The following is a 26,218-nucleotide window of genomic DNA, read 5'->3' on the forward strand; positions in this document are numbered from 1 at the left end:
GTTGACAGCGAGCGGAAGCACCATCGACGGGATCAACCACGCCGCCCCAAAAAATTTCCGTATCCTCGTTCTCGGCGCGATCGGCGTCGTCTACGGGGATATCGGCACAAGCCCGATTTACGCGTTTCGCGAGGCGCTGCATGCCTCGAGCAGGTCATCAGATGCAACGATAACTGAAGTACTCGGGTTACTGTCGCTTATCGTCTGGGCACTGACCATTGTGGTAGCGGTGAAATATGTTGGCTTCGTACTCAAAGCCGACAATAAGGGGGAGGGCGGTACACTCTCGCTGATGACGCTTGCCAGGAACAGTCTTCCGGGCCGGCCGGTCTGGGTACTTGTCCTGGGCATTGTCGGCGCTTCGCTTTTCCTCGGGGACGCCATCATTACGCCGGCCATTTCGGTTCTCTCGGCGGTCGAGGGACTTGAGGTCGTCGCTCCGCAACTTGCCGACTGGGTCGTCGCGATAACCGTTTGCATTGTCGTCGCGCTGTTCTTCGTACAGAGGTTCGGGACCGGAAAGGTCGCTTCCGTGTTCGGGCCGATCACTGTGCTCTGGTTCCTGGCGCTCGGAGTCTCGGGCCTTGGGCATATCATTGAGGTCCCCCAGGTTCTTGTCGCCCTTGATCCATCGTATGGCGTCAGGTTTCTGATCGACCATGCGCATATTTCCATCGCTGTCCTGGGGGCCGTGTTTCTCGCCGTGACGGGTGCGGAAGCACTCTATGTCGACCTAGGGCGTCGACTCATAAACTCTGACACCAGATCCTTGTCGCGACGATTTTGACGGCGGCAAGGTAGTTTTCTGGGCGCTTGTCGTAACGTGTGGCGATGCCTCGAAACTGTTTGATCTTGTTGAAGAATCTTTCCACGAGATTCCGTTGCCTGTAAACCCAGCGCGAGAATGAGAAGGAGCCCTTGCGGTTTGCTTTCGGCGGGATGTTGGCCCAGGCTTTGCGCGCAGCCGCTTTGGCTCTGATGGCGTTACTATCATAACCCTTATCTGCAAGCAGGATGTCACCTTCGCGGAGGCCTTCCGTCAGCGCATCGGCTTCAGTGCAATCGGCAATTTGCCCGCCGGTCAGGCGGAGCGTTACTGGCCGACCTTCGGCATCGACGAGCGCGTGGATTTTACTCGTAAGCCCGCCGCGGGAACGTCCCATGCCACCATCGTCTCGATCCCCCTTTTTCCCGTGGCCGCGTGCTGGTGAACGCGGACACAGGTCGAGTCGATCATGACGATGTCGCCATCATAAGCTTCTGAAACAGCTTCAAGAAGCCGATCCCAGACACCGGCCTTTCGCCAGCGGACGAAGCGGTTATAGCAGGTGGTTGGTGGACCGTAACGTTCAGGGACTTCCGCCCACGGCGAGCCTGTTCGGAACCGCCAAAGGATGCCATTCAGGACCCGCCGGTCGTCAACACGAGGAACGCCGCGCGGCTTGTTGGGAAGCAGTGGCGAAATAATCGACCATTCATGGTCCGTGAGTTCGTAGCGGCGGCGTGTCATCAAAGCTCCTCATTTGGAAGCCTTGAATCACGCGGCGCGCGCAACGCCAAGTAAATTAATGGGTTTACGGCCTAGGACATTTCGGCCGACGACCCATTGTCTTTGCGTGGTTCGTGTTGGTCTTTCCGTGTCTCCTTCTGAACTATTTCGGGCAGGGTGCATTCGTCCTCACCCATCTCGGCCACGTCGAGCATCCGTTCTTCGAGATGCAACCCGATTGGGCTCGCCTGCCGATGGTCATCCTTGCGACGATGGCGACGGTGATCGCCAGCCAGGCTGTGATTTCCGGGGCGTTCTCGCTGATGAGCCAGGCCATGCATCTCAACCTGCTGCCGCGATTTCACGTTCGTCACACGTCGGGCACCCAGGCTGGCCAGATATTCATGCCCCAGGTCAACTTCCTGTTGCTCGTCTCGGTCATCCTGCTTGTCATAGGATTTAAAAGCTCAAGCGCGCTGTCGGTCGCCTATGGCATCGCTATCACGGGGCAGATGCTGGTCACAACGGTCCTCCTTCCCGTAGTGATGCGACAGATTTGGCGCTGGCGGGTCATTGCGGCGCTGGCCATCGTGGTGCCCTTGTTCATCATCGATGCGGGCTTTTTCGCCGCCAACGTCGCGAAATTCCCCCAGGGCGGCTGGGTCCCCGCAGTCGTGGCGATCCTCATCGCGTTTGTGATGCAGACCTGGATTTCGGGCCGCAATTTGCTTTCAGACCGCACTAAGGGCGAGGACGTTCCCTTAGAGTTCCTGCTCAACAACCTGACCAAGAAGAAACACAACACAGTTCCGGGAACGGCCGTCTTTCTGACGAGCGAGGTCGCGGGAGCTCCGAAGGCCCTACTTCACAGCCTCAAACACTACAAAGTATTGCATGAGCACAACGTCATCCTGAGTGTCGTCACGTCCAGTTCTCCTGTGGTCCCCGACGAGGAGAAGATTCATTTTGAGAGTTTTAACCCGTTGTTCAGCCGGGCAATCATCACGTTCGGATACATGGAAGAACCGAACATTCCGAGAGCCCTTATTCTTGCGCGGAAGTTGGGGTGGAAATTCGATATCATGTCGACCTCATTCTTCCTGTCACGTCGGACGATCAAACCGTCGGTCAAAGGCGGGATGCCCCTGTGGCAGGACAGGGTTTTCATCGCCCTTGCGAGGAACGCCAGCAGCGCTACCGAATATTTCCAACTGCCGACGGGCCGCGTCGTGGAGCTGGGCATTCAGGTTACGATCTAGCGACCGACAGCGATAACGTCCTAGAAGTCTCCACGTGGAAACCACCTGCATGGTTTTTGCGCCTGCGCAAGTTCTCCAGCCTTTGAACCGCGCCGGGTTTGCCGGAGGCTGTTTGGTTTAGTTATGCGGCCAATGCTGGTTCGTCCAGCATGGCGTAATATCGCTCCTCGGCTTCGGCTGGCGGGATATCGCCGATGGGCTCCAGCAGGCGTCGGTGGTTGAACCAGTCGACCCATTCAAGGGTAGCGAATTCGACAGCTTCGAAGTCTCGCCAGGGACCGCGTCGATGAATGACCTCAGCCTCGTAAAGACCGAGGCGTCCGCCTGCGTGGCAGCATGAGGAACGCGCTCGTTTCTGGCAAGCCATTGCTTCGGGGCGTTCGAGCGAGGAGGCTGCGTTGGATGTCGGAGTTTACGCCTCACTCGTGCTGCGGCCTTTTTTGATTGTTATGTCGTCCACTCATTGTATTGCGTTTTACGTTACATTGCCGTATGTATATCTGCGTTATAGGAGACAGGAAGATGGTTGCGGCAGCACCCAGGAAAGAGACGCCGGTGTCGATGCGGTTTCGTAACGACGATCTCGACATCATCGATCGCGGGGCGAAACTAACAGGTCTCTCTCGCACCGAATTCGTTCGACGCGCCGCGCTCCATGAAGCCCAAACCGCGATCCTGAACGAAACTGTCCTGCGCCTGTCTCCAGATGCCTATGAGGATTTTGTGAAGGCCATTGGCGCGCCACCTTCAGCCGCTCCGGCGAAGGTTGCCGAGCGGCTGAAGCGCAAGGCCCCCTGGAGCAGTTGACATCGTGGCGCTGTCAGGAATTGAACTTCTTGCCGACCACCACGGTCTGGACGGGTTTACGTGTGGCAAACCCGCCCTCGACGACTGGTTGGCGAATTTCGCGCGCTCGAACCAGGCACGGGGCTTCACGCGCGTGGTCGTTGCCCATGAGGACGACACTGTTGTCGGTTACTATGGCCTCGCTCCGAGCGTTATTGAACCGAACGCCGTTCCGCGCAAAATACGCACGGGCCGCCCGCCGGATCCAATTCCCTGCCTTCTCATCGGTCAACTTGCCGTGGATCGGCGTTATGTCGGTCGCGGCGTCGGTACAGCCTTGGTCAAGGATGCATTTCTGCGCTGCATTGCCGGTGCTGATATCGTTGCCGGAAGAGCGGTTGTCGTTCGGGCGATTGACAAAGAAGCGGAGGCGTATTGGCGAAGCTGGGGGTTCGTTTCGGCTCGGGACAATCCATCAATTCTGATGCGTTTCATTGAGGACATCAGGGTCTGGCTCTCAGTATAGTTCCGGGGCGCCGGTAATTGGAAACATTCGGCCTGCCGGGCTAAGGCCCATTCCGCGGTGTTCGAAGATGCGCCAGATCAGCAGCGCATCGTAGCCCGCGACCGGCGGCTTATAGTGCATGGCCGCTCTTGAGGCCTTCGGTATCCTCCGCGAGTGCGTCGAGTGCAGCTTGACGGGTGTCGAGTTTGGTTTTCAGGGTCAGGACATCCATCAGCTTCGCGCGTCGGTGCTTGCCGACATAGCGAAACGGCAGCTCGCCGCGATCCATGCGCAGAACGACGAGCGGCCGTCCTCGGCGAGTACGGCGATGCGCTCTCCGCGCAGGAGATGGGCCAGGACCGTTTCCACCACGGTCGCAGCCGAGGGGGGAAGCGAAAGCATCTGCTCGCCGCCGCCCGCACGTCGAACATGCACCTCGAGGCGATCGGCCTTGCCGAGCTTCGGCAGTGGCAAGGCGGCCTTGGTGCCAGACAAAACCGCGACGAAGGTTGGGACGAGATAGGCGAGTACGGCGAGCGTATAGGGTCTCTTTATGGCCTGGCTTCTCTCCCCGTGGACTCATTGGTTTTCGCTTCATGTCGCGGGTCGCGTCTTCATGCAGGCGAGTTCCCATTTTCTCCAGAAGTCCTGCGTCAGTTTCGGCACACGACAGCAACCGAGCGCAAACTTTGGCAGTTACTCGTCGCCGAGATGGCGGCTGCGTGCCTTGATCCACCAATCGAGCGCCAACCTGCCCGGTCCCCAAGCAATAACACCGAGAGCCATCGCCGCCCAGGTGAGATGAATGGGCCATCCGTCCGGCACGGTAAGCTGAATGACCATGGTCATCGCGAGCAGGCCGAGCGCCGCAAGCCGCGTCGCCAATCCAAGGACCAGAAGGGTCGGCAACAGGACCTCCGCGCAAGCGACCACAAAGGCCATCACGGCCGGCGTCGGGAAGTCGTACGGGCCGCCCGGCAGGTGCAACTTGAACTCCGACGTAAAGAGAAGGACGGCGACGTCGTTCAGTTGCAAAAAGCCATCCCACTTGCTCATGCCGGACCGCCAGAAGGGCACGGCGAGCCCGATGCGCAGGGCGAGTTGGGCCAGCGATGCCGGCGCAAGGATGGCAATCAGATCGTCGATCCGGCCGAGCCACCGTGCCCTCCCGCCGATCTCGGGACTGTGGAAGAATTTTCGTATGGGAGTCAGCATCTCATCCTCCAAGGCGGACCGCCGTGAACGCAGCCGCCGCGAGCATTGTGCCAATAGCGGTTGCGAGATCGAATTCCGGGCAGCGCGCGCTCGCTGTCGCCGCAGCTTTTCCAAATGGTTCGCCCGCCACGAGGTGGGCGAGAAAGGCATCGGCGCCCGCAGGAAGGCGGCGAGCCTCCACCTCCAGCATTGGCCGTGTTACCAGTGCGCTCTCCGCCGCCGTGGCCTCGATGCGGCAAACCGGATCGCTTGCCCGATTCGCGGAAAAGATGGTCACCGCCGGATAGGCGGAGCACACGATGTGGGTTGCCGGATGTGCCTCGAAAACGACGTCACTCAGCCGTTCCGGCGGGATCGAGGCCAGGGCATCCGGCTGTAACGCGGCGGCATCCGCCGCATGATAGGCATCGAGCCAGGCCCGCTCGACACGCGCGACGTCGGCGAGCCACGGCATGGATTGCGCATGTTCGTAGCGCTCAATGAAATCCGGAAAATCCCGGCCGTACTCGAACAGCAGTGGCGATGTCGGCGGTGTCGCGCGGACGTGAAACCGGGCCATGGCACGAAAGAACGTCTCTCCGGTGATACGCATTGTTGCGGGGAACACGGCTGTGAGCGCATCGATCAGGCTGACGGTCACATTGTTGCGATAGACGTTGAAGCGCTTGTCGGCGGCCTTGCCGTTCGGGCCGGCAACGAAAACGGGTGTTGCGCGGGCGGGATCGAGCAGGCCAGGCACGAAGTCTGCCTGATAGTCGAGGCCGTTGGCAGCCTGGGTAGGACATTCCCTAAGCGCGTGCATGGATCCGCTCCAGTCGCAGTCGCAGAGCCGCGTGCCGATCGAGGATCGCCTGCGCCGCATTTGCTTCGGCCTTCAATACCGGCCAATCGGGAATGGCACTGTCCCATTCGATGAGTGTCGGGATAGGCCCCCGCCGGCCGATCACGATGTCAAAGAGTTTCCAGACAGCGTCGGCCACCGGCGCGTCGTGACTGTCGATCAGCAGGAGATCACCCTCGTCGTCTTGCTGCTGCGCATGACCGGCCAGATGAATTTCGCCGACATGTTCGAGCGGAAAGTCGGAAAGGTAGTCGAGAGCAGAAAAGCCGTGGTTGGTCGCCGAGACGAAGACGTTGTTGACATCGAGCAACAATCCGCAGCCGGTGGATCTGACGATTTCCCGGATGAACGCGGTCTCGCTCATGGTCGACTCCTCGAACAACAGGTAGGACGAGGGGTTCTCCAGCAGAAGCGGCCGGCCGATCGCTTCCTGCACTTCGTCTATGTGTTCGGCGACACGCCGCAGCGTTGCTTCGGTGTAAGGGAGTGGCAACAGGTCGTTGTAGTAAGTCGTGTTGTGCGTCGACCAGGCCAGATGTTCCGAGACGAGCGCGGGCTCGTACCGCTCGACCAGCCCCGCGAAGCGCCCCAGATGCGCCTTGTCCAGCGGTTGCGGTCCGCCGATCGACATGCACACGCCGTGGAGCGAAACCGGATAGTCCTCGCGGATGCGCGTGAGCGCGGCATGTGGCGGACCGCCAGCACCCATGTAGTTTTCCGCATGGACCTCGAAGAAGCCGCTATCCCGTCCTTCGTCAGCAAGGATGGACGGCAAATGCTGGTGCTTGAAACTGGTACCAGCCAAGCCGTCGATCGTGTGCGCCGGAAAGCGGAGGGATCCCGACGCGCCACGATCCGCGTGAGTTGCAAAATTGGGCATCGTTGCCTCCACTTTCCGGTATCTCGAAGGGTTAAGACGGAAGGTCGCGCGACAGTGGCTCCGGTGAGCCCTTGCGGCCGTCTGGTAGCTCCATCGTCGTGCAGGTGCCGCCATCGACGAATTTCCAGGAGTTACCCTGATAGTCGACTGTCGAGGTCGCCTGGCAGGTCGTGCCGGGGCCGGCAGCACAATCATTCTGGCCCTTGAGCGCGACGCCGAAGCATTTCTCCTTGCCGGCATCCATCGCGGCCTTGACCTCAGCCTTCGTGAGCGGTGCGGCGATCGCAAATGACGACACCGCAGCCGCCACGGCACTCGCCAGCATGGCAGCAGCTATCGTGGATCTCGTAGACATGACTTATCTCCATGTTGATGGTTCTCATGCGTCCCGGTATTCCTGGCACACAGAGCGTCATTCGCGGCCCATGGGAGATATGTTACACTGGCGGACATTCACGCTTTCGTGAAGAGACTCCGGATCACAATGAGGCATTGACTTGCAGAGATCATCAGCGTGATCTGCCGCCACAAGAGGAATGCGGCAGGCGGCACCTGACGCATTTCCCTTAATTGTGCGGTCGCGGCAAAATTTTCAGAGCGGAGGTGTAACAAGCGGCAAAAACCAGCGAATTGGGAGGAAGAGTGGTTGAGCGGTGTAGATGAGGGGGATATCGCCCGGCTTTTCCGCGTGGCGCTTAAAGGCGACGAACGGGCCTACGGCGACTTCCTGCACGAAGCTGCCAATCTGGTTCGCGCCTGGGCGCGACGGAGGACGACGTTTTCCGGGGTGGATCCGGAAGATATCGTTCAGGAAACGTTGCTGGCAATCCACGTGAAGCGGCACACCTGGCGCAGCGACGGACCGGTGGCGCCGTGGCTTTATGCGATCGCCAGACACAAGCTTGTCGACGCCTTTCGGCGGCAGGGCCGCCGCCCTTGGATCGCAATCAGCGAGGTCGAAGACCGGCTTGCGGCTGAGGAGGCGGAAACAATCAGGGATTGGGAGATCAGCCGCGCACTCGAGACGCTGACGCCCGGCCAGCGTTCGGTGGTGACGGCGATCTCAGTCGAGGGCCGAACGATAGCCGAGGCCGCCAGAAGCCTCGACATGAATGAAAACGCTGTTCGTGTCGCGCTTCACCGCGGCCTTGCTGCCATCGCCCGGCGATTTGGACGAGACCGACATGGAAACTGACGAACTCATCAAGGCTCTTGTGGCAGACACAAGGCGAAGTGGCATTTCGATGGCCGGCGCCTGGCCGGGCGCCGTCCTCGCCGCCGTCGTCGCCGCTGCGGTTGTCTTCTTCATCCTGCTCGGACCGAGGCCGGATGTTGCCGACGCCGCGCAGACCTTCCGCTTTCTCTTCAAGTTCGTAGTGACGATTGCGCTTGCCGCGAGCGCTTTGGGCCTGTTGCGTGTCCTGTCACGGCCGGAAACCGAGGTGCGTCGATCGCTACCGCGCCTCGTCGTTGCGCCGGCGCTGCTGGTGGCGGGTGTCGTAGCCGAACTCGTCGTCTCGTCGCCGGGCACATGGTCGGCGCAGCTCGTCGGAACCAACAGCCTTGTGTGCCTGACCTACATTCCGCTGATCGGCATCGGTCCGCTTGTGCTCCTGCTGCTGGCGCTGCGCCACGGCGCCCCGTCTCACCCGTCGCTCGCAGGTGCGATGGCAGGCCTGGCGGCCGGCGGCATTGCCGCGACCTTCTATGCCGCCCATTGCACGGACGATTCACCTCTGTTCGTAGTGACATGGTATACAATCGCCATTGCGGCTCTCACACTCCTTGGCGCTGTCGGCGCGCATCGTTTTGCGCGTTGGTGACGGCGGGTAACTGGTGTCTCCATCACGATAGGTCGTTGATTTGGAGGTGCTGCTCAGCATCAATGATCTCGCCGACACGATTTTTCCGTATCTCACCACGGTGGAGGGCCTGAAGCTCGCGGCGCTGGCGTTCGGGCAAGACCTCGCCAAGCTGTCTTGTTGTGCCGGTTAGGCGCGACGCTCGCGAAGGAGGGTTGCCGACATTGTCCTCTTCCATCCGGACTATAGCCGTCGGCCCCGGCCTCCCACCGGGCCTGTTGACCTTCCACATTCATGGAAGCGCTCGCGGGCTCGTGAATCACTCCAGATACCGCCGGTGGGTTTTCACCCGCCCTGAGAACAAGCACAAATAAGGACTTCCCAGGGCAAAAATGCAAAGAGGGGCAACTGCTGGCTGGCCGCTTGGCTTACCAGCAGCAGAAGCCGCCATCGACCAGGAGGTCCACGCCGGTAACGAAGCTTGCCGCATCCGAAAGCAGGAAAACGGCGGGCCCAACCATCTCGTCCACCGCGGCCATGCGCTGCATCGGGGTCTGCTCTTCGAACAGCCTGGTCTGATGCACCATTTCCGGACGGGTGTTCATCGGGGTGGCCGTATAGCCGGGGCTGATCGTGTTCACGCGAATGCCGCGGCCCACCCATTCCATCGCCATCGACTTCGACATGTGGATCACGCCGGCCTTGGAGGCGTTGTAGTGGCACTGGCTCAGGCCACGGTTCACGATTACCCCCGACATCGAGGCAATGTTGATGATCGACCCGCGCCCGTTCTTCAACATCGCGCGGGATTCCGCCTGACAGGACAGGAAAACGCCTTTCAGGTTGATGTCCATCATCGTCTGGAACTGGCTTTCCTCCATCTCCTCAGCCGGATTGGCATTGGCGATGCCGGCAGCGTTGACGGCAAGGGTCAGCGGGCCGAGATCGGCCTCGGTGCGAGCGACCGCCGCGTTGAGCGCAGCACCGCTCGTCACATCGGCGGCGATCTGGATGCTGCGGCGTCCGGTTCCGGCAATAAACTCGGCAGTCCTCGCCAGCCCGTCGTCGGTGCGGCGATCGAGCAGCGCAACGTCTGCCCCACATTGCGCCAGACCCATGGCGATCCGCTGGCCAATGCCGCTGCCCGCGCCCGTCACAAGGGCGACGTTCCAGGAAAGATCGAACATTTTCGGCGCATTGAGAGTGATGTCAGTCATGATCGGATTATTCCTCGTTCAGATGGTCGCCAGTTCCATGACCGAGACGTCGGTCGCGTCCTTGCGGTCGAGAATGCCGGCCTGTTTGCCCTGTGCCATGACCATGATGCGGCTCGAGACGCCGAGAACCTCCTCGAGATCCGAACTGACCACGATGACCGCGACGCCCTCACGGGCGAGATCCATGATGAGATCGTAGATAGAAGACCGCGCGCCCACGTCGATGCCGCGCGTCGGTTCGTCCAGCACTACGACCTGCGGCTTGCGCGCCAGCCATTTGGCCAGTACGACTTTCTGCTGGTTGCCGCCGGAAAGCTCGCCCGCGTTCTGGCGGCCGCGGCCCTTCACCCCGAATTTCCTGATGTATTCGTCGGCGAACTGATGGAGACGGCGGGAGGAGATCCAGCCTTTGCGGGCAATCTCGCCCAAGTTGGCGTAGCCGATGTTCTCCGCGATCGAATGATCGAGCACCACGCCCTGAAGTTTCCGGTCTTCCGGCACGAGAACCATACCATTGCGGATCGCGTCGATGGGAGAGTGGGGTGTGACGGGTTTACCATGCAGGAGAACCTCGCCCCCGGAAATGGGATCGGCTCCGGTGATGGCGCGGACAAGTTCGGTGCGCCCGGCGCCCATGAGGCCGGCGATGCCAAAAACCTCACCCTTACGGACCGAAAAGTTGATGTCGCGAAACGCGTTGGCAGGCGACGTCAGCTGGCGGACTTCGAGGGTCACCTCGTCTGCGGGGGTGGGAATCGCGGGGAACATCCGTTCGAGGGAGCGCCCGACCATGGCTTCAACGATAGTGCGGATCGGAACGATGCCACTGTCGAACTCGCGGACCTTGGCGCCGTCACGCATAACGACGATGCGGTCGGCGATCTGCCGGATTTCCTCAAGACGGTGCGAAATATAGATGATGCCCACCCCTTCCGACTTCAGACGTTCGATCTGCTGGAACAGGAGTTGGGTTTCTTCGCCGCCCAAGGCGGCAGTCGGCTCATCAAGGATCAGCAAACGGGCCTTGAGCGTCAGCGCCTTGGCGATCTCGATCAGCTGCTGCTTTCCGGTCGACAGCCCTTCGACGAGGCGGTCGGGCGAGATATCGAGACCCAGGCGGTGCAGGCCGCTGCGCGCCCGCTCTTCCATTGATTTCCGGTCGATCCGTCCGGACTTCATCGGATAGCGGCCTACAAAGACATTCTCTGCAATCGAGAGCGTCGGAAGCAGTTTCAGTTCCTGATGGATCATGCCCACGCCCTCGTCCATCGCGGCACGGGGATTGGCGGGGGCATAGGGCGCCCCGAGCCAGGTCATTTCACCTTTGGACGGCTGCACGGTGCCGGAAATGATGTTCGACAGGGTCGATTTTCCGGCACCGTTTTCACCAAGCAGCGCCACCACCTCTCCGGGATAGATGTCGAGGCCGACACCGTGCAGAACCTTGATCGGACCGTAGGACTTTTCGATTCCTCGGAGCGACAGGATGGGAGACTGGATCGTCATGGCGCTGCTGCCTTTCGGTATCAAGACAGATTACGGGTGGCTCTTCACGAATTCCGGTGCGTTGTCGCAGGTCGTCAACACGGCATTCGGGGTCTGGCGCTCTTCGACTTTCTGGCCTGCGGCTACGGCGAGTGCCGATTCAACTGCAAGGACACCCATCTTCTGCGTGCTCTGCGTCGCGGTGGCAATGAAAGGCCCCTTGCACTTGGCCAGATACTCTAGAGCCGAGACGTCACCGTCGTAACCGCCGATAATGACCTTGTCCGAGAGATTGGCCACATCCATGGCCTTGGCAGCACCCATCGCCAGACCGTCAGCCTGACCGAAGATGATCGTGATGTCAGGATGCGCCTGGAGCATGTTCTGCGCGATCGAGAAGCCCTCGTCCGCGGACCACATGTTGCTCCACTGCTGGTCGACAAGTTCGACGCCCGTGTTCTCGTCGATCGCGCGCTTGCAGCCGGTGAAGCGATCCACTTCCGGCGTGGTGCCTTTCTGGCCGTGGATGATCGCCATCTTGCCCGAACCGCCGGCCTTTTCGATGATGTGCTTGCAGACTGCATAGGCGGACTCGACGCTCTCGCCGGCGATGAAGGTATCGCCCGGCGCACCTTCTGGGACACGGTCGACGTTGATCACCGGAATGCCGGCTTCGCGTGCAAGGCGGGTCGGGACGGCGGCCGCAGCGGCACCGGCGGGAATGTAGATAAACGCGTCGATTCCCTGGGTCATCAGGTCCTGCACCTGGCTGACCTGCGTGGCGGTGTCGTTCTTCGCATCGACGACGATGACATCGATGCCTTTTTCTTTCGCGTATTTCTCGACGCCCAGCTTGATCTGGTTGAAGAAGTCCGCCTGGAGGTTCGGAACAGCAAGACCGACCTTCTTGACCTCTGCGGCAGAAGCACCGAGGGGGGATATCAGGACCGCGGCTGCGGTTGCCGCCATCAGCAGATTGGACAATTTCATAGTTTCTCCTCCAAGTTACTTGGTAAGCGTCCTGCCTTTGCAGGAGGCCACCTCCCTTTTGCCGGCCTGCACCATTGCTGACCGTATTTGATGCCCGTTGCGTCCTCTTCAGCGGGGTTGAAGCGTTACTTCCGCTTGCGGTAGGTTTCGGCCGTCACGGCCAGGACAATGACGGCCCCGATGATCACCTGCTGCATGAACGGGGACACGCTCAGCAGGTTGAGGCCGTTCCGCAGGATTCCGATGATGAGCACACCGATGATGGTGCCGCCGATCCCGCCGGTACCGCCGGAAAGCGAGGTGCCACCGATGACGACCGCCGCGATGGCGTCGAGCTCATAGGAGACCCCGGATGACGGCTGGACCGAGTCCAGGCGCGCGGCCAGAACCATTCCCGACAATCCGGCGAGGAAGCTGCACACGACGTAGACGAGCACGGTTGCCCGCTTGACGTTGATACCGGCGAGCCGCGCCACTTCTGCATTGCCCCCGATTGCGTAGAGGATGCGCCCGCCGTAGCGGTAGCGCTGGTAGAGCAGGCCAATGACGAACACCGCCAACATCACGGCGACAGTCAGCGTCAGGAAGCCGCCGAAACGCACGATGGCCATCGTATTGAACCAGGCCGGGAAGCCGATGATCTGCTGGCCGTCGGTAATCATGTTGGCGAGGCCACGCGCGATCGACATCATGGCAAGTGTTGCAATGAATGCGGGTACGTTGAAGCGGGTGATGAGGATGCCGGCAATCAGGCCGTTCAGCGACGCAGTAAGCAGGGCAAGCGGAATGGCAAGGCCCATCGGCACGCCGGCAACGACGTTCAGGTAGCCCAGAACCATCATCGCAAGAGCCATGACCGACCCAACCGCAAGGTCGATGCCCCCGATCAGGATCACCAGCGTCATCCCGACAGCCATGATGCCCAGCACCGTGATCTGGTCGAGTACGTTGAGGAAGTTCCGGATGGAAAAGAACGTATCAGTCGCAAAGGTGAGGAACAGGCAAAGCATGAGCAGGCCGATCAAAGGGCCAGTCGCCCCTCGCATCGACACAAACATCCCGCCCGCGATCCCCTGGTTTTCCTTTGCTGTCGCAAGCATTGCGTCTCCTCCCCCCTGCTACTCCGGCGTTCATCATGCCAGTTAATAAGAAGCATAAATATTCATGCCAGTGTTTAAATGCGTACATGATGGATTGTCGGTGTGTCAAGATGTTTAGACGACGTAATTTTCCACCACGCAAGCTTGTTTCCGCTTGACGAGCCCCTCGTCGCGCAAATATATGTATCCATGTATATTTATGCAAAGAGAGGGATTCATGCAGCCGAACGATCTCGACCGCATCGCTCGACAGATCCGACTTCGCGATCTGCAGGCGGTTTTCGAAGCTGGCGCCGGCCACATCGGCGGAGAAATGTCCGCCATCGACATTCTGACGGCATTGTATTTCCGCGTGCTGCGCATCTGGCCAGATCAGCCGAAACATCCAGAACGCGATCGTTTCGTGCTCTCGAAAGGCCATGTCGCCCTTGCGCTCTACGTAACGCTGGCCAAGCGCGGGTTCCTGCCTGAGGAAGAGGTCAGTACGTTCCTGAGGCCGCATTCGCGGCTAAACGGGCACCCGAACTGCAACAAGGTGCCGGGCGTCGAGACCAATACCGGCCCACTCGGCCATGGCCTGCCCGTTGCGGTCGGCATGGCCAAAGCAGCCAAGCTGACCGGCGCCGGCTATCGTACCTATGTCATGACCGGCGACGGCGAGATGCAAGAAGGATCGAACTGGGAGGCGATCTCGTCGGCCGCGCAGTTCGGGCTCGACAACCTGACGCTGATCATCGACCACAATCGTTTTCAGCAGGGCGCTGCGCTGAAAGATACCAACGACATGGCCCCTTTCCCGGCCAAGCTCGAAGCCTTCGGCTGGGACGTGACCGAGATCGACGGCAACGACATGGACGAGATCGTTCCGGCGCTGGAACGGCGTGGCGACCGTCCGCACTGCATCGTCGCCCATACCAACAAGGGCCATGGCATTTCCTTCATGCAGGACAGGGTCGACTGGCACCACAAGGTGCCGAATGCGGAACAATACGAGATTGCCGTGGCTGAGCTTTCGGAGACGCTGTGATGAAAGACGTGATGACCTCTCCCAAGCTGCACGACTGCCGCGACGCCTTCGTGGCCGTGCTGGAACGCCTTGGCGCGGGTAATTCCAGGATCGTCGCGGTCTGCAATGACTCGGTCGGCTCGTCCAAGCTCGGCGGCTTCAAGTCAAAATGGCCGGAACGGCTGGTCAATGTCGGCATCGCCGAACAGAACATGGTCGGAGTCGGCGCCGGCCTTGCCAATGGCGGGCTCCTGCCCTTTGTCTGCGGCGCCGCCTGCTTCCTCACCGGCCGCTCGCTGGAGCAGATCAAGGCCGACGTCGCCTATTCCAACGCCAATGTGAAGCTCATCGGCATTTCCTCCGGCATGGCCTATGGCGAGCTTGGGCCTACGCATCATTCCGTCGAGGACTTTGCCTGGCTGCGCGTGCTGCCGAACCTGCCGGTGATCGCGCCCTGCGATTCGATCGAAACGGCGGCTGCCGTGGAATGGGCGGCCGCTTATGAGGGTCCTGTCTTCTTGCGCCTGTCACGCGTGGGCGTGCCCGACGTGCTGCCGACCGGCCACACATTCGAACTGGGTAAGGCTAACCTGTTGCGCGACGGCGATGCGATTACCCTGGTAGCCAACGGCACGCTCACCCACCGCATGCTGAAGGCCGCCGACCTTCTGGCCGCAAGGGGGATCGAGGCGCGAGTGCTGAACATGGCGACGGTTCGCCCGATCGACGTCGATGCTGTGGTCGCCGCGGCCCGGGAGACCGGCGCCATCCTGACGGCGGAAGAGCATTCCACCTTCGGCGGCCTCGGCTCGGCGATTGCAGAGGTCGTGGTGGCGGAAGCCCCCGTGCCGATGAAGATCCTCGGAGTTCCGGGCATTTTTGCGCCCACAGGATCAGCTGAATTCCTATTGGATGAATTCGGCATGTCCCCCGCCGCCATTGCCGAGGCGGCCATCCCTCTGATTGCACGGAAATCTTCACGCGCGTGATGTCGCGGGTCTAGATAACGTACCGGGCGCGGCAAATCCTCCCGTCGCCCCCAATTCCTGCCTGTCGGAGACGCCATGACGACCGCCATTCTCTCCATTGACCAGGGCACCACGAATTCCAAGGCGGTGCTTGTTTCGACGACCGGAGAAATTCTGTCGCGCGGCTCTTCTCCGGTCGGCATCGAGCACCCCCAGCCTGGCTGGGTCGAACAAAGCCCGCTTCGCATTTGGGAATCGGTGCAGGAGGCGATCACCACCTGTTTGCAGGCCGGACCGGCGGTTGACATCCTGGGCATCGCGATTTCGAACCAGCGCGAGTCGGTCACCGTTTGGGACGCGCTAACGGGCAAACCACTCGGCCCGGTGGTCAGCTGGCAATGCCGCCGCAGCGCGCCGGCCTGCGCCGAATTGATCGCGGCAGGTCATGCATCGCGGGCCCAGGCGCTCACCGGTCTGCCCATCGACCCCATGTTCCCCGGCCCCAAGATGAAATGGCTTCTCGATCGCGTGCCGGCTGGACATAAGGTCCGGCTGGGCACGATCGATGCGTGGCTGATCCATTGCCTTACGGACGGTGCGGTCCATGCCTGCGATGCCGCCAACGCCGCCCGCAGCCAACTTTACGACCTCACCCGCCAGGCCTGGAGTGATGAACTCTGCGACCTGTTCGGCGTGCCGAAAGCCGCACTGCCCGAGGTGCGCGACAGCGCCTCCCGCTTCGGCGTTACGAGGAACGTGCGGGCCCTCAAGGACGGCATCCCGATCGCCTCGGCCATCGGCGACAGCCATGCCGCGCTTTTCGGACATGGCGCCTTCAATCCCGGTGACGGCAAGGTAACCTTCGGCACCGGCTCGTCGATCATGACGACGCTGCCCCGCTTCATCGCGCCGCAGCAGGGTATCACAACGACGATCGCCTGGTCGATAAACGGTCAACCGACCTATGCGTTCGAAGGCAATATCCTGGTCTCAGCCGCAGCGCTGCCATGGATGGCTGAGATGCTTGGTCTGCCTGATGTCAAGTCGCTGACCGATCTGGCCGCGACGGCTGGACCTGGCGGACCGGGCTTCGTGCCGGCCTTCGTGGGCCTCGGGGCGCCCTATTGGCAGGCCGATGTGCGGGCGCTGTTCTCCGGCATCACCTTTAACACGACCCGCGCCCAGATGGCCCGCGCGGTGACAGATTCCATGGCCTTCCAAGTCTACGACGTTTTCAAGGCGATGTCGGCGCAATCGCCGACGCCGCTCGGCTGCCTCTATGCCGATGGCGGGCCGAGCAAGAACACCTTCCTGATGCAATGCGTCGCCAACACACTGAACCATGTCATTACGCAGTGCGACGCACCCGAGGCGTCCGCCCTTGGCGCGGCCTATCTGGCGGGCCTTTCGCTGGGCGTCTGGCCCGATCTTGCCGCGATCGCCGCCCTGCCGCGCGCCGGCAATTCCCTCTTGCCGTGTGCTTCCGACGCCACAGAACGACTTCTGGTCTGGCAGGATGCAATCTACCGCTCGACCGTTCCGGGTCCTTCAACTATGAGTGAATAAAAATTCACACTTGGAGGACCCCATGGGACGGCTCAACGAGCTGCGACTGATTGCCCGAATTGCGCAGATGTACCATGTCGAAGGCAAGCGGCAGGCGGAGATTGCCGAGATCATGCGCATGTCGCAGGCAACCGTTTCGCGCATGCTGAAGCGGGCCGAGCAGGAAGATATCGTGCGCACGACGGTCATTCCACCGCCGGGAACCTTTGCCGACCTCGAAACCGCGCTGCGCGACCGCTATGGGCTGACCGAGGCCATTGTCATCGACTGTTCCGAAGATCGCGATGGTGCGATCATGGCTCGCATTGGGGAGGCGGCGGCTCATTTCCTCGAGGTGACCCTTCAGGAGGATGAAATCATCGGCGTTTCAAGCTGGAGCCAGACCATCTTGCGCATGGTGGACAACATCCACCCCTTGAAGAGCGCCAAGGCCAAATACATCGTGCAGATCCTCGGCGGCATGGGAGACGCGTCGGTCCAGACGCACGCCACACAGCTAACGGCCCGTCTCGCCAAATTGACAGGAGGCGAACCGCGCCTGCTCCTGGTTCAGGGCATCACGTCGTCGCGCGAGGCAAAACTCGTCATGCTGGCCGACCCGGTCGTGCGCGGAACGATGGACCTGTTCGGACGTCTCAGTCTTGCGATCGTTGGCATCGGCGCCGTCGAGCCGTCAGAGCTTCTCGCCCGCTCCGGCAACGTCTTCTCCCGCCAGGAGATGGCGATGCTGAACGAGGCGGGCGCCGTTGGCGAGATCTCCTTCAGGTTCTACGACCAGGACGGAAAGCCGGTTGAAACTCCGCTGAACGAGCGTGTGATCGGCATCTCGCTGGAAGATCTGAAGAAAGCCGACCGTGTCATGGCATTGGCGGGCGGAGAATCAAAAACCCAAGCCATCGCTGGCGCCCTGAAACTGGGTGTCATCGATGTGTTTGTCACCGACAAGTTCACTGCAGCGAGACTGACGGCCTGATCTGGTCCGAGATCGGACCTTTGGCCTGCTGCGCATTATGGAGGAAACACCATGAAACGTTTTGCAGGCCAGACGGTTTTCGTCACGGGGGGCAACAAGGGCATCGGCCGCGGCATCGCCAGGCGCTTTGCCGAAGAGGGGGCCAAGGTCGCCATTGCCGCAATCGAAAAAGACGTGGCCGAGGCGGCCGAGGCGCTTGCTCAGGAAACCGGCGCACAGGTTATCGGCCTCACGTTGGAAGTGACCGACGCGAACGCTGTGCGGAACGCCTATGGCGAAGCCGAGGCGAGACTGGGCGCCATCTCCGTTTCCGTCCAGAACGCCGGCGTGATCACCATCGCCAAGATCGAGGACCTCACTGAGCGCGAATGGGACCTGAACCTGGACGTGAATACCAAAGGGGTCTTCCTGTGCTGCCAGGAGGCTATCCGCCGTTTCCGTGCCAGTGGCACCAAGGGCCGTCTTATCAACACCGCTTCCGGGCAGGCCCGCCAGGGGTTTATCTACACGCCGCACTACGCCGCCTCGAAGTTCGGCGTGATCGGGCTGACGCAGAGCCTTGCCAAGGAACTGGCCCGTGAAGGCATCACAGCCAACGCGATTTGCCCCGGCATCATTCACACCGAGATGTGGGACTACAATGATCGTGTCTGGGGCCAGATGCTCGGCGAGTATGGTCCGGGCGAGCTTATGGCGGAATGGGTCCGCGGCATCCCGATGGGCCGCGCTGGAACGCCCGCCGAAGTCGGAGCGCTCGTCGCCTTTTTGGCTTCGGACGATGCGGCTTACATCACAGGGCAGACGATCAACGTGGACGGCGGATTGATCATGTCCTGAATTCGTTCTGAAGCGGACGTTGCCGACCTCCTTGCTGCGGCAACATCGCGACATCCCGGTGCGAAGCCGTCAAGAATTCGCACCGGCAAGGCAGGGATTGGCCGCGTTGGCTTGGCCTGTCTCCCGCTACGGTTCCTTCGTGCTGAGCAACTGCGCAGTGTGCACCTTCGCGTATCGGGAGAGTCCGATTTTTATGCCGATCAGCACGGGGGCGGCGATTACAAAAAGCAGGGCGAAACCATTTTCTCATTCCCTGTTGAATGCTGATGACCTTAGACAGCCCCAGGCAGTAGCCTGCCGCCGGGCTGCCGGGAGTCGTCGATGAGCGCTTCGATCAGTTCACTCCGTGGTGGGCGTGGTGAGTTCCTTTTCGTCGGTGTCGAGGACGAACACGGCCAAGAGGCGTGCAGGTTCCCTGTCGCTGGCGTTCGCGCTTACGCCATGAAGGGAGCCGGGCTCTTCGTAGAAGTTCTCGCCGGCGTTGTAGACCCTTTCCGGCGAGCCGTTGACGCTGCTGCGGATCGCGCCCTCGAGGACTGTTGCATAGATGAAGGCAGAATCCGGATGCGTATGGGCCGGCGACGCGCCGCCCGGCTCGTATTCGACGAGCACGCCCTTCATGCTCTTGCCGGGGACGTTCGGAAGGGGTCGATCGAATACGACCGTCACCTTGCCCGCGGGCCGGTCGCCGGCCGAGGCTGCGGTGATCGAGAGCGCTGCGAAGGCAACGGCTGAGAGAAATCGTATAAACATTGCAGTTCTCCTTTAAGTTATCTGTCATGAAGACCCTGCCCGGTGCCAGGCCGACGCTTTCCTGATTTGTCCATAGGCCTGATTTGTCCGAGCCTTAGCGTCCTGCTTGGGCCGCCGACCGGCCGAGCCAGTCCTCGAACCGGATCGCGCCGATACGCGGGTTCTCGCCGGGGGTCAGCGATTGATCGTCGAGAACGGCGCCGAAGTAGCGCGCGTGGACGTCCGGAACGACCTTGCGCGTGTCCTGCGTTGCCCGCAGGAAGCGCCTGACCAGTTCGTCGAGCGGAACGGCCTCCGGACCGGCGACTTCGATCGTGCCGTTGACCGGCGGTGCGAGCGCGACATCGGCGAGCGCCGCCACCACGTCGTCGGACGCGATCGGCTGGAACAGCGCCGGCGACAGGCGAATCTCCTCGCCGGTAGTGGCCGACTGGGCAATGCCGGCGACGAACTCGAAGAACTGGGTGGCGCGCAGGATGGTGTAGGGAATGCCGGACGCCTTGATGAGGTTTTCCTGCGCGACCTTCGCCCGGAAATAGCCGTTCTCGGGAAGCCGTTCGCTACCAACGATCGACAGGGCAACATGTCGGCGCACGCCGGCGGCAGCTTCCGCGGCCAGCAGGTTACGGCCCGACGTCTCGAAAAACTCGAGGACGGCCTTGTCTTCCCATGCCGGCGCGTTCGCCACGTCGACGACGATGTCGGCGCCATCCAGCGCTTCGGCCAGGCCTTCGCGGGTGATGGTGTTCACGCCCGTGTTGGGGGAGGCTGCGAGCACGTCATGGCCGCGCCCCCTGAGGTTCTTCACAAGTTTCGATCCGATGAGGCCGGTGCCTCCGATGACGACGATCTTCATGAGTTCTCTCCGCTTCTCTCGACCGCAACCATTGCCGTCGATGTGGATGGAGAGTGCCTGCGCGCGTCTGGGAAGTCCCTGTGACGGGCTTGAATTGCCCTTCAGGGAAGCTTGGTTTTTCGTCCAAGGAACGTTGTTTCGACCGGCATGCTTTGCTGCGAGCGGTGCAGCCAGTTACGCGCTGCCGTGCTATCAACGTCAAATGATATTCGCCAGTTTCCCGGACTGAGAGCCGAGGGCGCTTGGCTAGGGGGTGCCGACGTGCAATTCATGTTTGGAGACTACGTGCTTGATCCGGAGCGCCGGGAACTTACTTTGCGCGCGCAAGTCGTGGCTGTCGGGCCGCAGGTCTTCGACCTGCTGCTGCATCTCATAAGGAACCGCGACCGCGTCGTCAGCAAGGACGACCTGCTCAAGGCGGTGTGGGGCGGCAGGATCGTCTCGGAATCGACGATCACCAGCCACATCAATGCGGTTCGCAAGGCCATCGGCGACAGCGGCGAAGAGCAGCGCCTGGTCCGGACGGTCGCCCGCAAGGGTTTCCGCTTCATAGGCGAGATCAAGGTCGGCGAGACCGGGGAAGCGCGAGGGCCCGGCGGGTCAAGCGTCGCCGAACACGCGTCCAGCGAATCGAGGGAGCCACCGTCCGCGCTCATCCTCCCGGACAAGCCCTCCATCACCGTCTTGCCCTTTCAGAACCTGAGCGGCGATCCGGAGCAGGAGTATTTCGCCGACGGTGTGGTGGAGGACATCATCGCCGCCCTGTCTCGCATGCGCTGGCTGTTCGTCATCGCGCGCAATTCGAGTTTTTCCTACAAGGGTCGCGCGGTGGATGTGAAGGAAGTGGGCCAGGAGCTTGGCGTGCGCTACGTGCTGGAGGGCAGCGTGCGCAAGTCCGGGAACAAGGTGCGCATCACCGGACAGCTGATCGACGCCACCACCGGGACGCATCTCTGGGCGGAGCGCTTCGAAGGCATGCTCGACGACATCTTCGTGCTGCAGGACCGGATGGCCGAAAGCGTCGTCGGCGCGATCGCACCCCAACTCGAGCGGGCAGAAATCGAGCGCGCCAAGCGGAAACCGACGGAAAGCCTGGACGCTTACGACTACTACCTGCGCGGCATGGCGAAGCTGCACAGCGGGACCCGCGAAGCCATCGACGCGGCGCTGCCCTTGTTCTACAAGGCAACCGAGCTCGACCCCGAATTTGCGTCGGCCTATGGCATGGGGGCCTGGTGCCATTTCTGGCGCAAGGTGAATGGCTGGATGATTGATCGTCCGCGGGAGATCGCCGAGGGTGCTCGCTTGGCGCGGCTGGCGGTCGAGCTCGGCCGGGACGATGCGGTCGCCCTGACGAGAGGCGGGCATGCGTTCGCCCATCTCACCGGGGACCTCGACGGCGGCATCGCGCTGCTCGACAGGGCCGTGCTGCTCAACCCGAACCTCGCCCCCGCCTGGTACCTCGGCGGCGCCTTGCGCGCTCTCCGCGGCGAAACAGACGCCGCCATTGAGCACTTGGCGCATGCCGTTCGCCTGAGTCCGCTGGATCCGGAAATGTTCCGGATGCAGGTCGGGATGGCGCTGGCACATTTCTTCGCCGCGCGCTTCGAATTCGCCTCGGCCTGGGCGGAAAAGGCGCTAGGGAACCTGCCCAGTTTGCTCCCCGCGGTCGCCCTGGTCGCGGCAAGCCACGCGCTTGCCGGGCGAACCGAGGAGGCGCGGCAGGCAATGCAGCGCCTGCGCACGCTCGATCCATCCTTGCGCGCCTCCAACCTCAAGGACTGGCTGCCAATCCACCGGCCCGAGGATCTCGCGCGGTTCGTCGATGGCCTGCGACTGGCTGGGCTGCCCGAGTGACCGCTGCACTTTACCGAAACCAGGCGGCCTTGCGCCCCAGTGAGATAAGCAGCAGCCGAGGTCGTCCAGAACAGCTCCGGCGCGGCCTGGTCCTGTGGGCGTTCTGTAGCCCTGTTGCACAACGAAGAACGGCCCCATGGTGCGATCGGACGGTTTGCGCGGCCTGCCCTCAGCTCTTGACCGAGCCCGCCGTCATGCCAGCCAAGAAGTAGCGTTGGGCAACCAGATAGAGCACCAGGAGCGGAAGAGATCCGAGCACGCTCATCGCCATCATCTCGTTCCATTCAAAGGCATGCTGGCCCATCAGGAGCTGGATGCCGATCGGAACGGTTCGAAGGTCCATGGATTTCGTCAGCGTCAGAGCGAAGAGGAATTCGTTCCAGGCGAGCAGAAAAGTGTAGACGGCCGTGGCGACGATGCCGGGGACCGATATGGGAACGATTACCCGCCAAAGGGCTGTCCAACTCGAACCGCCGTCCACCAGCACGGCTTCGTCCAGTTCCTTTGGCAGGGTGTTGAGGTAACCGGTCATCAACAAGATGGCGTAGGGTAGGGTAAAGACCATGTAGGTCAGGATCAGTGCCAGGTATGTGTCGAAGATCCTGAAGGCCACCACCATTCCGAAGTAGGGAATGAGAAGTGTGATGGGCGGCACGGTCTGGGTGCTGATGATGAAGACATTCAGCGTATTCTTGAACCGGAAAGAATAACGGCTGAAGCCGTACGCGGCCAGGATGGCGATGATGAGTGTCAGGACGGTCACAACGCCGGCGACAAAATAGCTGTTGATGAAGAATCGCACCTTCACCGGGTCGTTGAAGATCGTCAAATAGGCCGCGATCGTGAAATCCTCAGGCAGAAGCCTCGGCGGAAGGGCGAAGATTTCAGTGTTCGATTTCAGCGAGCTGAAGAACATCCACACGATCGGAAAGGCGGCGAAGACCAGACCGATCGCGAGCCCGACATAGGTCAGGAGGGCCGGCAGCACCGTGTTTTTGAAGGAACGCTTTGCCATGGCCTTTACCTGCGCTGCTGATGCTTAATGTAGAAGTAGGTGACGCTCATTGAGATGACGAGGATGATCATCGCGCTCGCCGAGGCCAGTGAGAACTCATACTGGGCGAAGGCGAGTTTGTAGGTGAAGGTGCTCAGCACTTCGGTCGAATAGATCGGGCCGCCGCCGGTCGTCATCCACACGAGCGGGAAGACTTGCATCGTCCAGATGAAATCGAGGAGCGCGATGCTGATGATGATGGGCATCAGCTGCGGAATCGTGATGTACCAGAATTTCTCGAATTCGTTGGCTCCGTCGATGCCGGCGGCCTCGTACAGTTCCTTCGGAATGCCTTGAAGGCCGGCGAGCAGGCTGACCATGTAGAGCGGATAGCCGGCCCAGATGTTTGCAAACGTCAAGGCATGGATTGCGGTCCTCGTGGAGGAGAACCACTCGACCTTGAAGTCAACGATATGGAACGCCATCAGCACGCTGTTCACGACGCCGTTCGGGTCGAGGAGCAAGCGCCAGATGATGGCGATGATAACGGCTGTGAACAGCCAGGGCAGGATGTAGAGGACACGCAGGATGCTGCGTACGAGTGGATCCACGCGTTCGGTGTTCAACAGCAGCGCGAAGGCCAGACCAATGATGAAGTGGAAGACCACGCTCATGACCGTGAAATAGAGCGTTTGGACGACTGATTGCCAGAAAACCGGGTTCTTGAAGATAGCAATATAGTTCTGAAACCCGGCGAAGCCGGCGTCCTTCGTCATAATGGCGCCATCCATCAACGAATAACGGAACACCATCGCCATGGGAAACAGCATCAGCAGAACGAGAAGCAACGTGGCCGGCGAAACGTAGAGATACGGCACGAGCTTCCTCATTGTGGTGTAGCGAAGCTTGCCCTTCCTGCGCGCTTTCGTCGGCGCAGCGACCAGAGCCAGAGCGGAACGATTCATGAGGTCTGACTTTCCATTCTACCGAGAATTGGCGAGTTGCACCGGCAGCGCGGAGCGCGCTGCCGGTGCTGGCGAAAACGCCGCGCCTAGAACTTGGCGAGCCAGGCTTTCTGCGTATTGGTAGCAGCGTCCTTGGCCGACTGCGCACCGTCGAACATCTTCTGAACTTCGACGTTCATGTCGCGCATCAGTTCTTCGGCAACGGGAAGGCCGACGAATTCGTTGGCCGGATAACCGCTCTGGAAGATCTTGAAGGCTTCCGCGAAGATCGGGTCGGAGGCCACGAAGTCCGGCTTTGCGTGGACGTTGCCGGGGAAGGCATTGGCGATCGAGACGAGGCGGCCGTTCACGTCCGGGCTCATCAGATATTCGACCAGCTTCCAGGCTTCGTCCTTGTGCTCGCTGCCTTCGCTGATCCCAATGCCCCAGGATGCGTAGGGCATGCCGCGCTTGCCGGTGTAGCCGTCAGAGGCTGGCAGGGCAGAGATACCGAAATTGAGCTTCGGATTTCGTTCGCGGATGAGGTTTACGTGGGCGAGCGAGTCGACCATCATGCCGACACGGCCGTTGACGAATTCCTCGACCTTGTCCTGTTCCTTCTTGGCGAAGATGCCGGGCGATATGATGCCTTCCTTGTTGAGGGACCCGATGTACTCGAGCGTACCGACAACAGCGTCGTTTTCGAGATCCGGCTTGCCGTCCTTCAACATCGAGGCGCCCGAGGCCCAAACCCAGGACATCACGTCGTTCTGGATGCCGCTGGGCGACTGGAGCGACAGCGGCAGGACCCATCCGTACTGGTTCTTGGAGGCATCCGTCATCTTCTTCGCGGCTTCGGCGAATTCCGTGCGTGTGGTCGGCATCTTGTTGACGCCGGCTGCCTTGGCGAGATCCATGTTCACGAAAACCGGATAGACGAACGAGGCGAGCGGGAACATCACGCTCTTGCCCTCGACCTTGATGATGTCGGTGATCTGGCTCTTGTCGTAGTTCGCCTTCTCCATCAGTTCGTCCATCGATGCGATGGCGCCCTGCTTGCCGAGGCCGTTGACCCAGGCACCGTCGAGGCCAACCACGTCGCTGAGCGTACCGGAAGCGGCACCGACGACGATCTGGTCGCGGGTCGTGGCATAAGGGCCGCTGACGAGTGTGACCTTGATGCCGGGGTTCTTGGCTTCAAAATCGTCCATGATGCTGCGCAGCGCACCGGCGGGCATTTCGGGCTCCCACCACTGGATGAACTCGATGGTGGTGTCGGCGAATGCCGATGTGGTACAGAGCGCCCAGGCAGCCACGGCGGCCTTCATCGTCATGCTGAGGTTTGTGAAAATCATGTCTGCCTCCCATTGGACTTTCAGCGGATCGATCCTCCCAGATCGCAGCAGAAGTAGGTTCCTTGAGGCGCCTGCCTGTCAACGAGGAACTGTGATCGAGAGAGGGATGGAAGGACCTTTTTGTGCCGAATCCTTACCTAAATATATGATACAAAGGGATAAAAAAAATTTGCGCGCGCAAATTTTTTTGCGCTATATTTATTGGCTGTGACGCATTATTTCCTTACTTTCGCAAGCAAATGAAAGTTTACTCAATAAATCGAAATATGACTGCCGGCACCGGTTTCGTGGCGAGCGTTCACGATTGTCAGTCGAAACGAGCGACTTGCAGCCGTATAACGCCGGAGCGCGACCGGACGGATATTTTCGATTTTCGCAAGAAAGTGCGATTTTGGGGCGATCCGGGCGGCGAGCGTCCGACGCGACAACGCCCTCTTGAGACTATATGCAAAGAAGGAAACGCCGTCCTCACCGTATCGCGCGACGTGGATGCGACCACTGCAATTGCCAACTTTCGGCAGAGACCAGTGCGTTTTATCT

At 60.9% G+C, this 26,218-nt stretch carries 26 protein-coding genes, 3 pseudogenes and 1 riboswitch; of the genes and pseudogenes, 13 read left to right on the forward strand and 16 right to left on the reverse strand.

Translation table 11 applies throughout. The annotated features are described in order from the left end of the window. Window positions 1–22: 22 nt before the first annotated feature. A pseudogene (locus tag ACSQ2Z_RS26040) lies at window positions 23–739 on the forward strand (KUP/HAK/KT family potassium transporter); the annotation flags it as partial. 7 nt (window positions 740–746) lie between these two features. Here ACSQ2Z_RS26040 and ACSQ2Z_RS26045 read toward each other — a convergent pair. Further along, a protein-coding gene (locus ACSQ2Z_RS26045) for an IS5 family transposase (protein WP_436083264.1) occupies window positions 747–1,510 on the reverse strand; the annotation gives its coding sequence in 2 pieces (ribosomal slippage) (window positions 747–1,195 and window positions 1,195–1,510; 765 coding nt in all). Window positions 1,511–1,581: 71 nt separating this feature from the next. Here ACSQ2Z_RS26045 and ACSQ2Z_RS26050 point away from each other — a divergent pair. Further along, window positions 1,582–2,748 (forward strand): annotated as a pseudogene (locus ACSQ2Z_RS26050) (KUP/HAK/KT family potassium transporter); the annotation flags it as partial. A gap of 121 nt (window positions 2,749–2,869) precedes the next feature. Here the strand turns inward: ACSQ2Z_RS26050 and ACSQ2Z_RS26055 are convergent. Then, window positions 2,870–3,061 (reverse strand): annotated as a pseudogene (locus ACSQ2Z_RS26055) (IS3 family transposase); the annotation flags it as partial. Window positions 3,062–3,270: 209 nt separating this feature from the next. On the opposite strand from ACSQ2Z_RS26055, the gene ACSQ2Z_RS26060 reads away from it, so the two are divergent. Continuing rightward, a complete protein-coding gene (locus ACSQ2Z_RS26060) occupies window positions 3,271–3,555 on the forward strand; it encodes a DUF1778 domain-containing protein (protein ID WP_436084063.1) in 285 nt (94 codons plus the stop codon). A 4-nt stretch (window positions 3,556–3,559) separates the two neighbouring features. Further along, complete coding sequence (locus ACSQ2Z_RS26065) at window positions 3,560–4,060, forward strand: GNAT family N-acetyltransferase (RefSeq protein ID WP_436084064.1); 501 nt, start codon at window positions 3,560–3,562, stop codon at window positions 4,058–4,060. Between the two features lie 210 nt (window positions 4,061–4,270). On the opposite strand, the gene ACSQ2Z_RS26070 is transcribed toward ACSQ2Z_RS26065, so the two are convergent. From ACSQ2Z_RS26070 to ACSQ2Z_RS26090, 5 genes are all read right to left on the reverse strand, one after another. Further along, a complete protein-coding gene (locus ACSQ2Z_RS26070; protein WP_436084065.1) occupies window positions 4,271–4,534 on the reverse strand; it encodes a hypothetical protein in 264 nt (87 codons plus the stop codon). A gap of 201 nt (window positions 4,535–4,735) precedes the next feature. Continuing rightward, on the reverse strand, window positions 4,736–5,254 hold the full coding sequence (locus ACSQ2Z_RS26075; protein ID WP_436084066.1) for a DoxX family protein: 519 nt from the start codon (window positions 5,252–5,254) through the stop codon (window positions 4,736–4,738). A gap of 1 nt (window position 5,255) precedes the next feature. Next, on the reverse strand, window positions 5,256–6,056 hold the full coding sequence (locus ACSQ2Z_RS26080) for an HvfC/BufC family peptide modification chaperone (protein WP_436084067.1): 801 nt from the start codon (window positions 6,054–6,056) through the stop codon (window positions 5,256–5,258). Next, window positions 6,043–6,975 (reverse strand): MNIO family bufferin maturase, encoded by a 933-nt coding sequence (bufB, locus tag ACSQ2Z_RS26085; RefSeq protein WP_436084068.1) that lies wholly within the window; start codon window positions 6,973–6,975, stop codon window positions 6,043–6,045. The genes ACSQ2Z_RS26080 and bufB overlap by 14 nt, the downstream gene beginning before the upstream one ends. Before the next feature lie 31 nt (window positions 6,976–7,006). After that, a complete protein-coding gene (locus tag ACSQ2Z_RS26090) occupies window positions 7,007–7,330 on the reverse strand; it encodes a BufA1 family periplasmic bufferin-type metallophore (protein WP_436084069.1) in 324 nt (107 codons plus the stop codon). A 291-nt stretch (window positions 7,331–7,621) separates the two neighbouring features. Between ACSQ2Z_RS26090 and ACSQ2Z_RS26095 the strand changes: the two genes are divergently transcribed. The 3 genes from ACSQ2Z_RS26095 to ACSQ2Z_RS26105 are packed head-to-tail and all read left to right on the forward strand — an operon-like array spanning window position 7,622 to window position 8,970. Next, entirely contained in the window at window positions 7,622–8,170 is a 549-nt protein-coding gene (locus ACSQ2Z_RS26095) for a sigma-70 family RNA polymerase sigma factor (protein WP_436084070.1), read from the forward strand. Then, window positions 8,160–8,798: an NrsF family protein gene (locus ACSQ2Z_RS26100; RefSeq protein ID WP_436084071.1), complete on the forward strand. Its 639-nt coding sequence runs from the start codon at window positions 8,160–8,162 to the stop codon at window positions 8,796–8,798. Before ACSQ2Z_RS26095 ends, ACSQ2Z_RS26100 begins: the two co-directional genes overlap by 11 nt. 40 nt (window positions 8,799–8,838) lie before the next feature. After that, complete coding sequence (locus ACSQ2Z_RS26105) at window positions 8,839–8,970, forward strand: hypothetical protein (RefSeq protein ID WP_436084169.1); 132 nt, start codon at window positions 8,839–8,841, stop codon at window positions 8,968–8,970. Between the two features lie 29 nt (window positions 8,971–8,999). Continuing rightward, window positions 9,000–9,143, reverse strand: a riboswitch (FMN riboswitch). A gap of 62 nt (window positions 9,144–9,205) precedes the next feature. On the opposite strand, the gene ACSQ2Z_RS26110 is transcribed toward ACSQ2Z_RS26105, so the two are convergent. The 4 genes from ACSQ2Z_RS26110 to ACSQ2Z_RS26125 all read right to left on the reverse strand — a co-directional run bounded on the left by ACSQ2Z_RS26110 (window position 9,206) and on the right by ACSQ2Z_RS26125 (window position 13,569). After that, on the reverse strand, window positions 9,206–9,994 hold the full coding sequence (locus ACSQ2Z_RS26110) for an SDR family oxidoreductase (RefSeq protein ID WP_436084072.1): 789 nt from the start codon (window positions 9,992–9,994) through the stop codon (window positions 9,206–9,208). An 18-nt stretch (window positions 9,995–10,012) separates the two neighbouring features. Then, complete coding sequence (locus tag ACSQ2Z_RS26115) at window positions 10,013–11,494, reverse strand: sugar ABC transporter ATP-binding protein (RefSeq protein WP_436084163.1); 1,482 nt, start codon at window positions 11,492–11,494, stop codon at window positions 10,013–10,015. A 36-nt stretch (window positions 11,495–11,530) separates the two neighbouring features. Then, a complete protein-coding gene (locus ACSQ2Z_RS26120; protein ID WP_436084073.1) occupies window positions 11,531–12,469 on the reverse strand; it encodes a substrate-binding domain-containing protein in 939 nt (312 codons plus the stop codon). A 125-nt stretch (window positions 12,470–12,594) separates the two neighbouring features. Further along, window positions 12,595–13,569 carry an ABC transporter permease gene (locus ACSQ2Z_RS26125; RefSeq protein ID WP_436084074.1) on the reverse strand — a complete coding sequence of 325 codons (975 nt, stop codon included), beginning with the start codon at window positions 13,567–13,569 and terminating at the stop codon, window positions 12,595–12,597. A 217-nt stretch (window positions 13,570–13,786) separates the two neighbouring features. Between ACSQ2Z_RS26125 and ACSQ2Z_RS26130 the strand changes: the two genes are divergently transcribed. The 5 genes from ACSQ2Z_RS26130 to ACSQ2Z_RS26150 all read left to right on the forward strand — a co-directional run bounded on the left by ACSQ2Z_RS26130 (window position 13,787) and on the right by ACSQ2Z_RS26150 (window position 18,919). Further along, the gene (locus tag ACSQ2Z_RS26130; protein WP_436084075.1) at window positions 13,787–14,596 is read left to right on the forward strand and encodes a transketolase; all 810 of its coding nucleotides are present in this window, start codon (window positions 13,787–13,789) and stop codon (window positions 14,594–14,596) included. Beyond that, window positions 14,596–15,564 (forward strand): transketolase family protein, encoded by a 969-nt coding sequence (locus tag ACSQ2Z_RS26135; RefSeq protein ID WP_436084076.1) that lies wholly within the window; start codon window positions 14,596–14,598, stop codon window positions 15,562–15,564. Before ACSQ2Z_RS26130 ends, ACSQ2Z_RS26135 begins: the two co-directional genes overlap by 1 nt. A gap of 75 nt (window positions 15,565–15,639) precedes the next feature. Next, a complete protein-coding gene (locus ACSQ2Z_RS26140; protein WP_436084077.1) occupies window positions 15,640–17,109 on the forward strand; it encodes an FGGY family carbohydrate kinase in 1,470 nt (489 codons plus the stop codon). Between the two features lie 22 nt (window positions 17,110–17,131). Next, window positions 17,132–18,082 (forward strand): sugar-binding transcriptional regulator, encoded by a 951-nt coding sequence (locus tag ACSQ2Z_RS26145; protein WP_436084078.1) that lies wholly within the window; start codon window positions 17,132–17,134, stop codon window positions 18,080–18,082. Between the two features lie 51 nt (window positions 18,083–18,133). Beyond that, a complete protein-coding gene (locus tag ACSQ2Z_RS26150; RefSeq protein ID WP_436084079.1) occupies window positions 18,134–18,919 on the forward strand; it encodes an SDR family oxidoreductase in 786 nt (261 codons plus the stop codon). 339 nt (window positions 18,920–19,258) lie between these two features. Here ACSQ2Z_RS26150 and ACSQ2Z_RS26155 read toward each other — a convergent pair whose 3' ends face one another. Beyond that, window positions 19,259–19,672: a cupin domain-containing protein gene (locus tag ACSQ2Z_RS26155; RefSeq protein WP_436084080.1), complete on the reverse strand. Its 414-nt coding sequence runs from the start codon at window positions 19,670–19,672 to the stop codon at window positions 19,259–19,261. A 94-nt stretch (window positions 19,673–19,766) separates the two neighbouring features. Then, on the reverse strand, window positions 19,767–20,528 hold the full coding sequence (locus ACSQ2Z_RS26160; protein ID WP_436084081.1) for an SDR family oxidoreductase: 762 nt from the start codon (window positions 20,526–20,528) through the stop codon (window positions 19,767–19,769). A gap of 261 nt (window positions 20,529–20,789) precedes the next feature. Here ACSQ2Z_RS26160 and ACSQ2Z_RS26165 point away from each other — a divergent pair, with 261 nt between their 5' ends. Next, entirely contained in the window at window positions 20,790–22,385 is a 1,596-nt protein-coding gene (locus ACSQ2Z_RS26165) for a winged helix-turn-helix domain-containing tetratricopeptide repeat protein (protein WP_436084082.1), read from the forward strand. A gap of 169 nt (window positions 22,386–22,554) precedes the next feature. On the opposite strand, the gene ACSQ2Z_RS26170 is transcribed toward ACSQ2Z_RS26165, so the two are convergent. From ACSQ2Z_RS26170 to ACSQ2Z_RS26180, 3 genes are all read right to left on the reverse strand, one after another. Next, the gene (locus ACSQ2Z_RS26170; protein WP_436084083.1) at window positions 22,555–23,400 is read right to left on the reverse strand and encodes a carbohydrate ABC transporter permease; all 846 of its coding nucleotides are present in this window, start codon (window positions 23,398–23,400) and stop codon (window positions 22,555–22,557) included. Window positions 23,401–23,405: 5 nt separating this feature from the next. Beyond that, the gene (locus ACSQ2Z_RS26175; protein WP_436084084.1) at window positions 23,406–24,344 is read right to left on the reverse strand and encodes a carbohydrate ABC transporter permease; all 939 of its coding nucleotides are present in this window, start codon (window positions 24,342–24,344) and stop codon (window positions 23,406–23,408) included. An 86-nt stretch (window positions 24,345–24,430) separates the two neighbouring features. After that, complete coding sequence (locus tag ACSQ2Z_RS26180; RefSeq protein ID WP_436084085.1) at window positions 24,431–25,678, reverse strand: ABC transporter substrate-binding protein; 1,248 nt, start codon at window positions 25,676–25,678, stop codon at window positions 24,431–24,433. Between the last annotated feature and the right edge of the window lie 540 nt (window positions 25,679–26,218).

The sequence above is a fragment of the Pararhizobium sp. LjRoot235 genome (genome assembly GCF_964254145.1).
In the GTDB taxonomy this organism is placed as follows: Bacteria; Pseudomonadota; Alphaproteobacteria; order Rhizobiales; family Rhizobiaceae; genus Pararhizobium.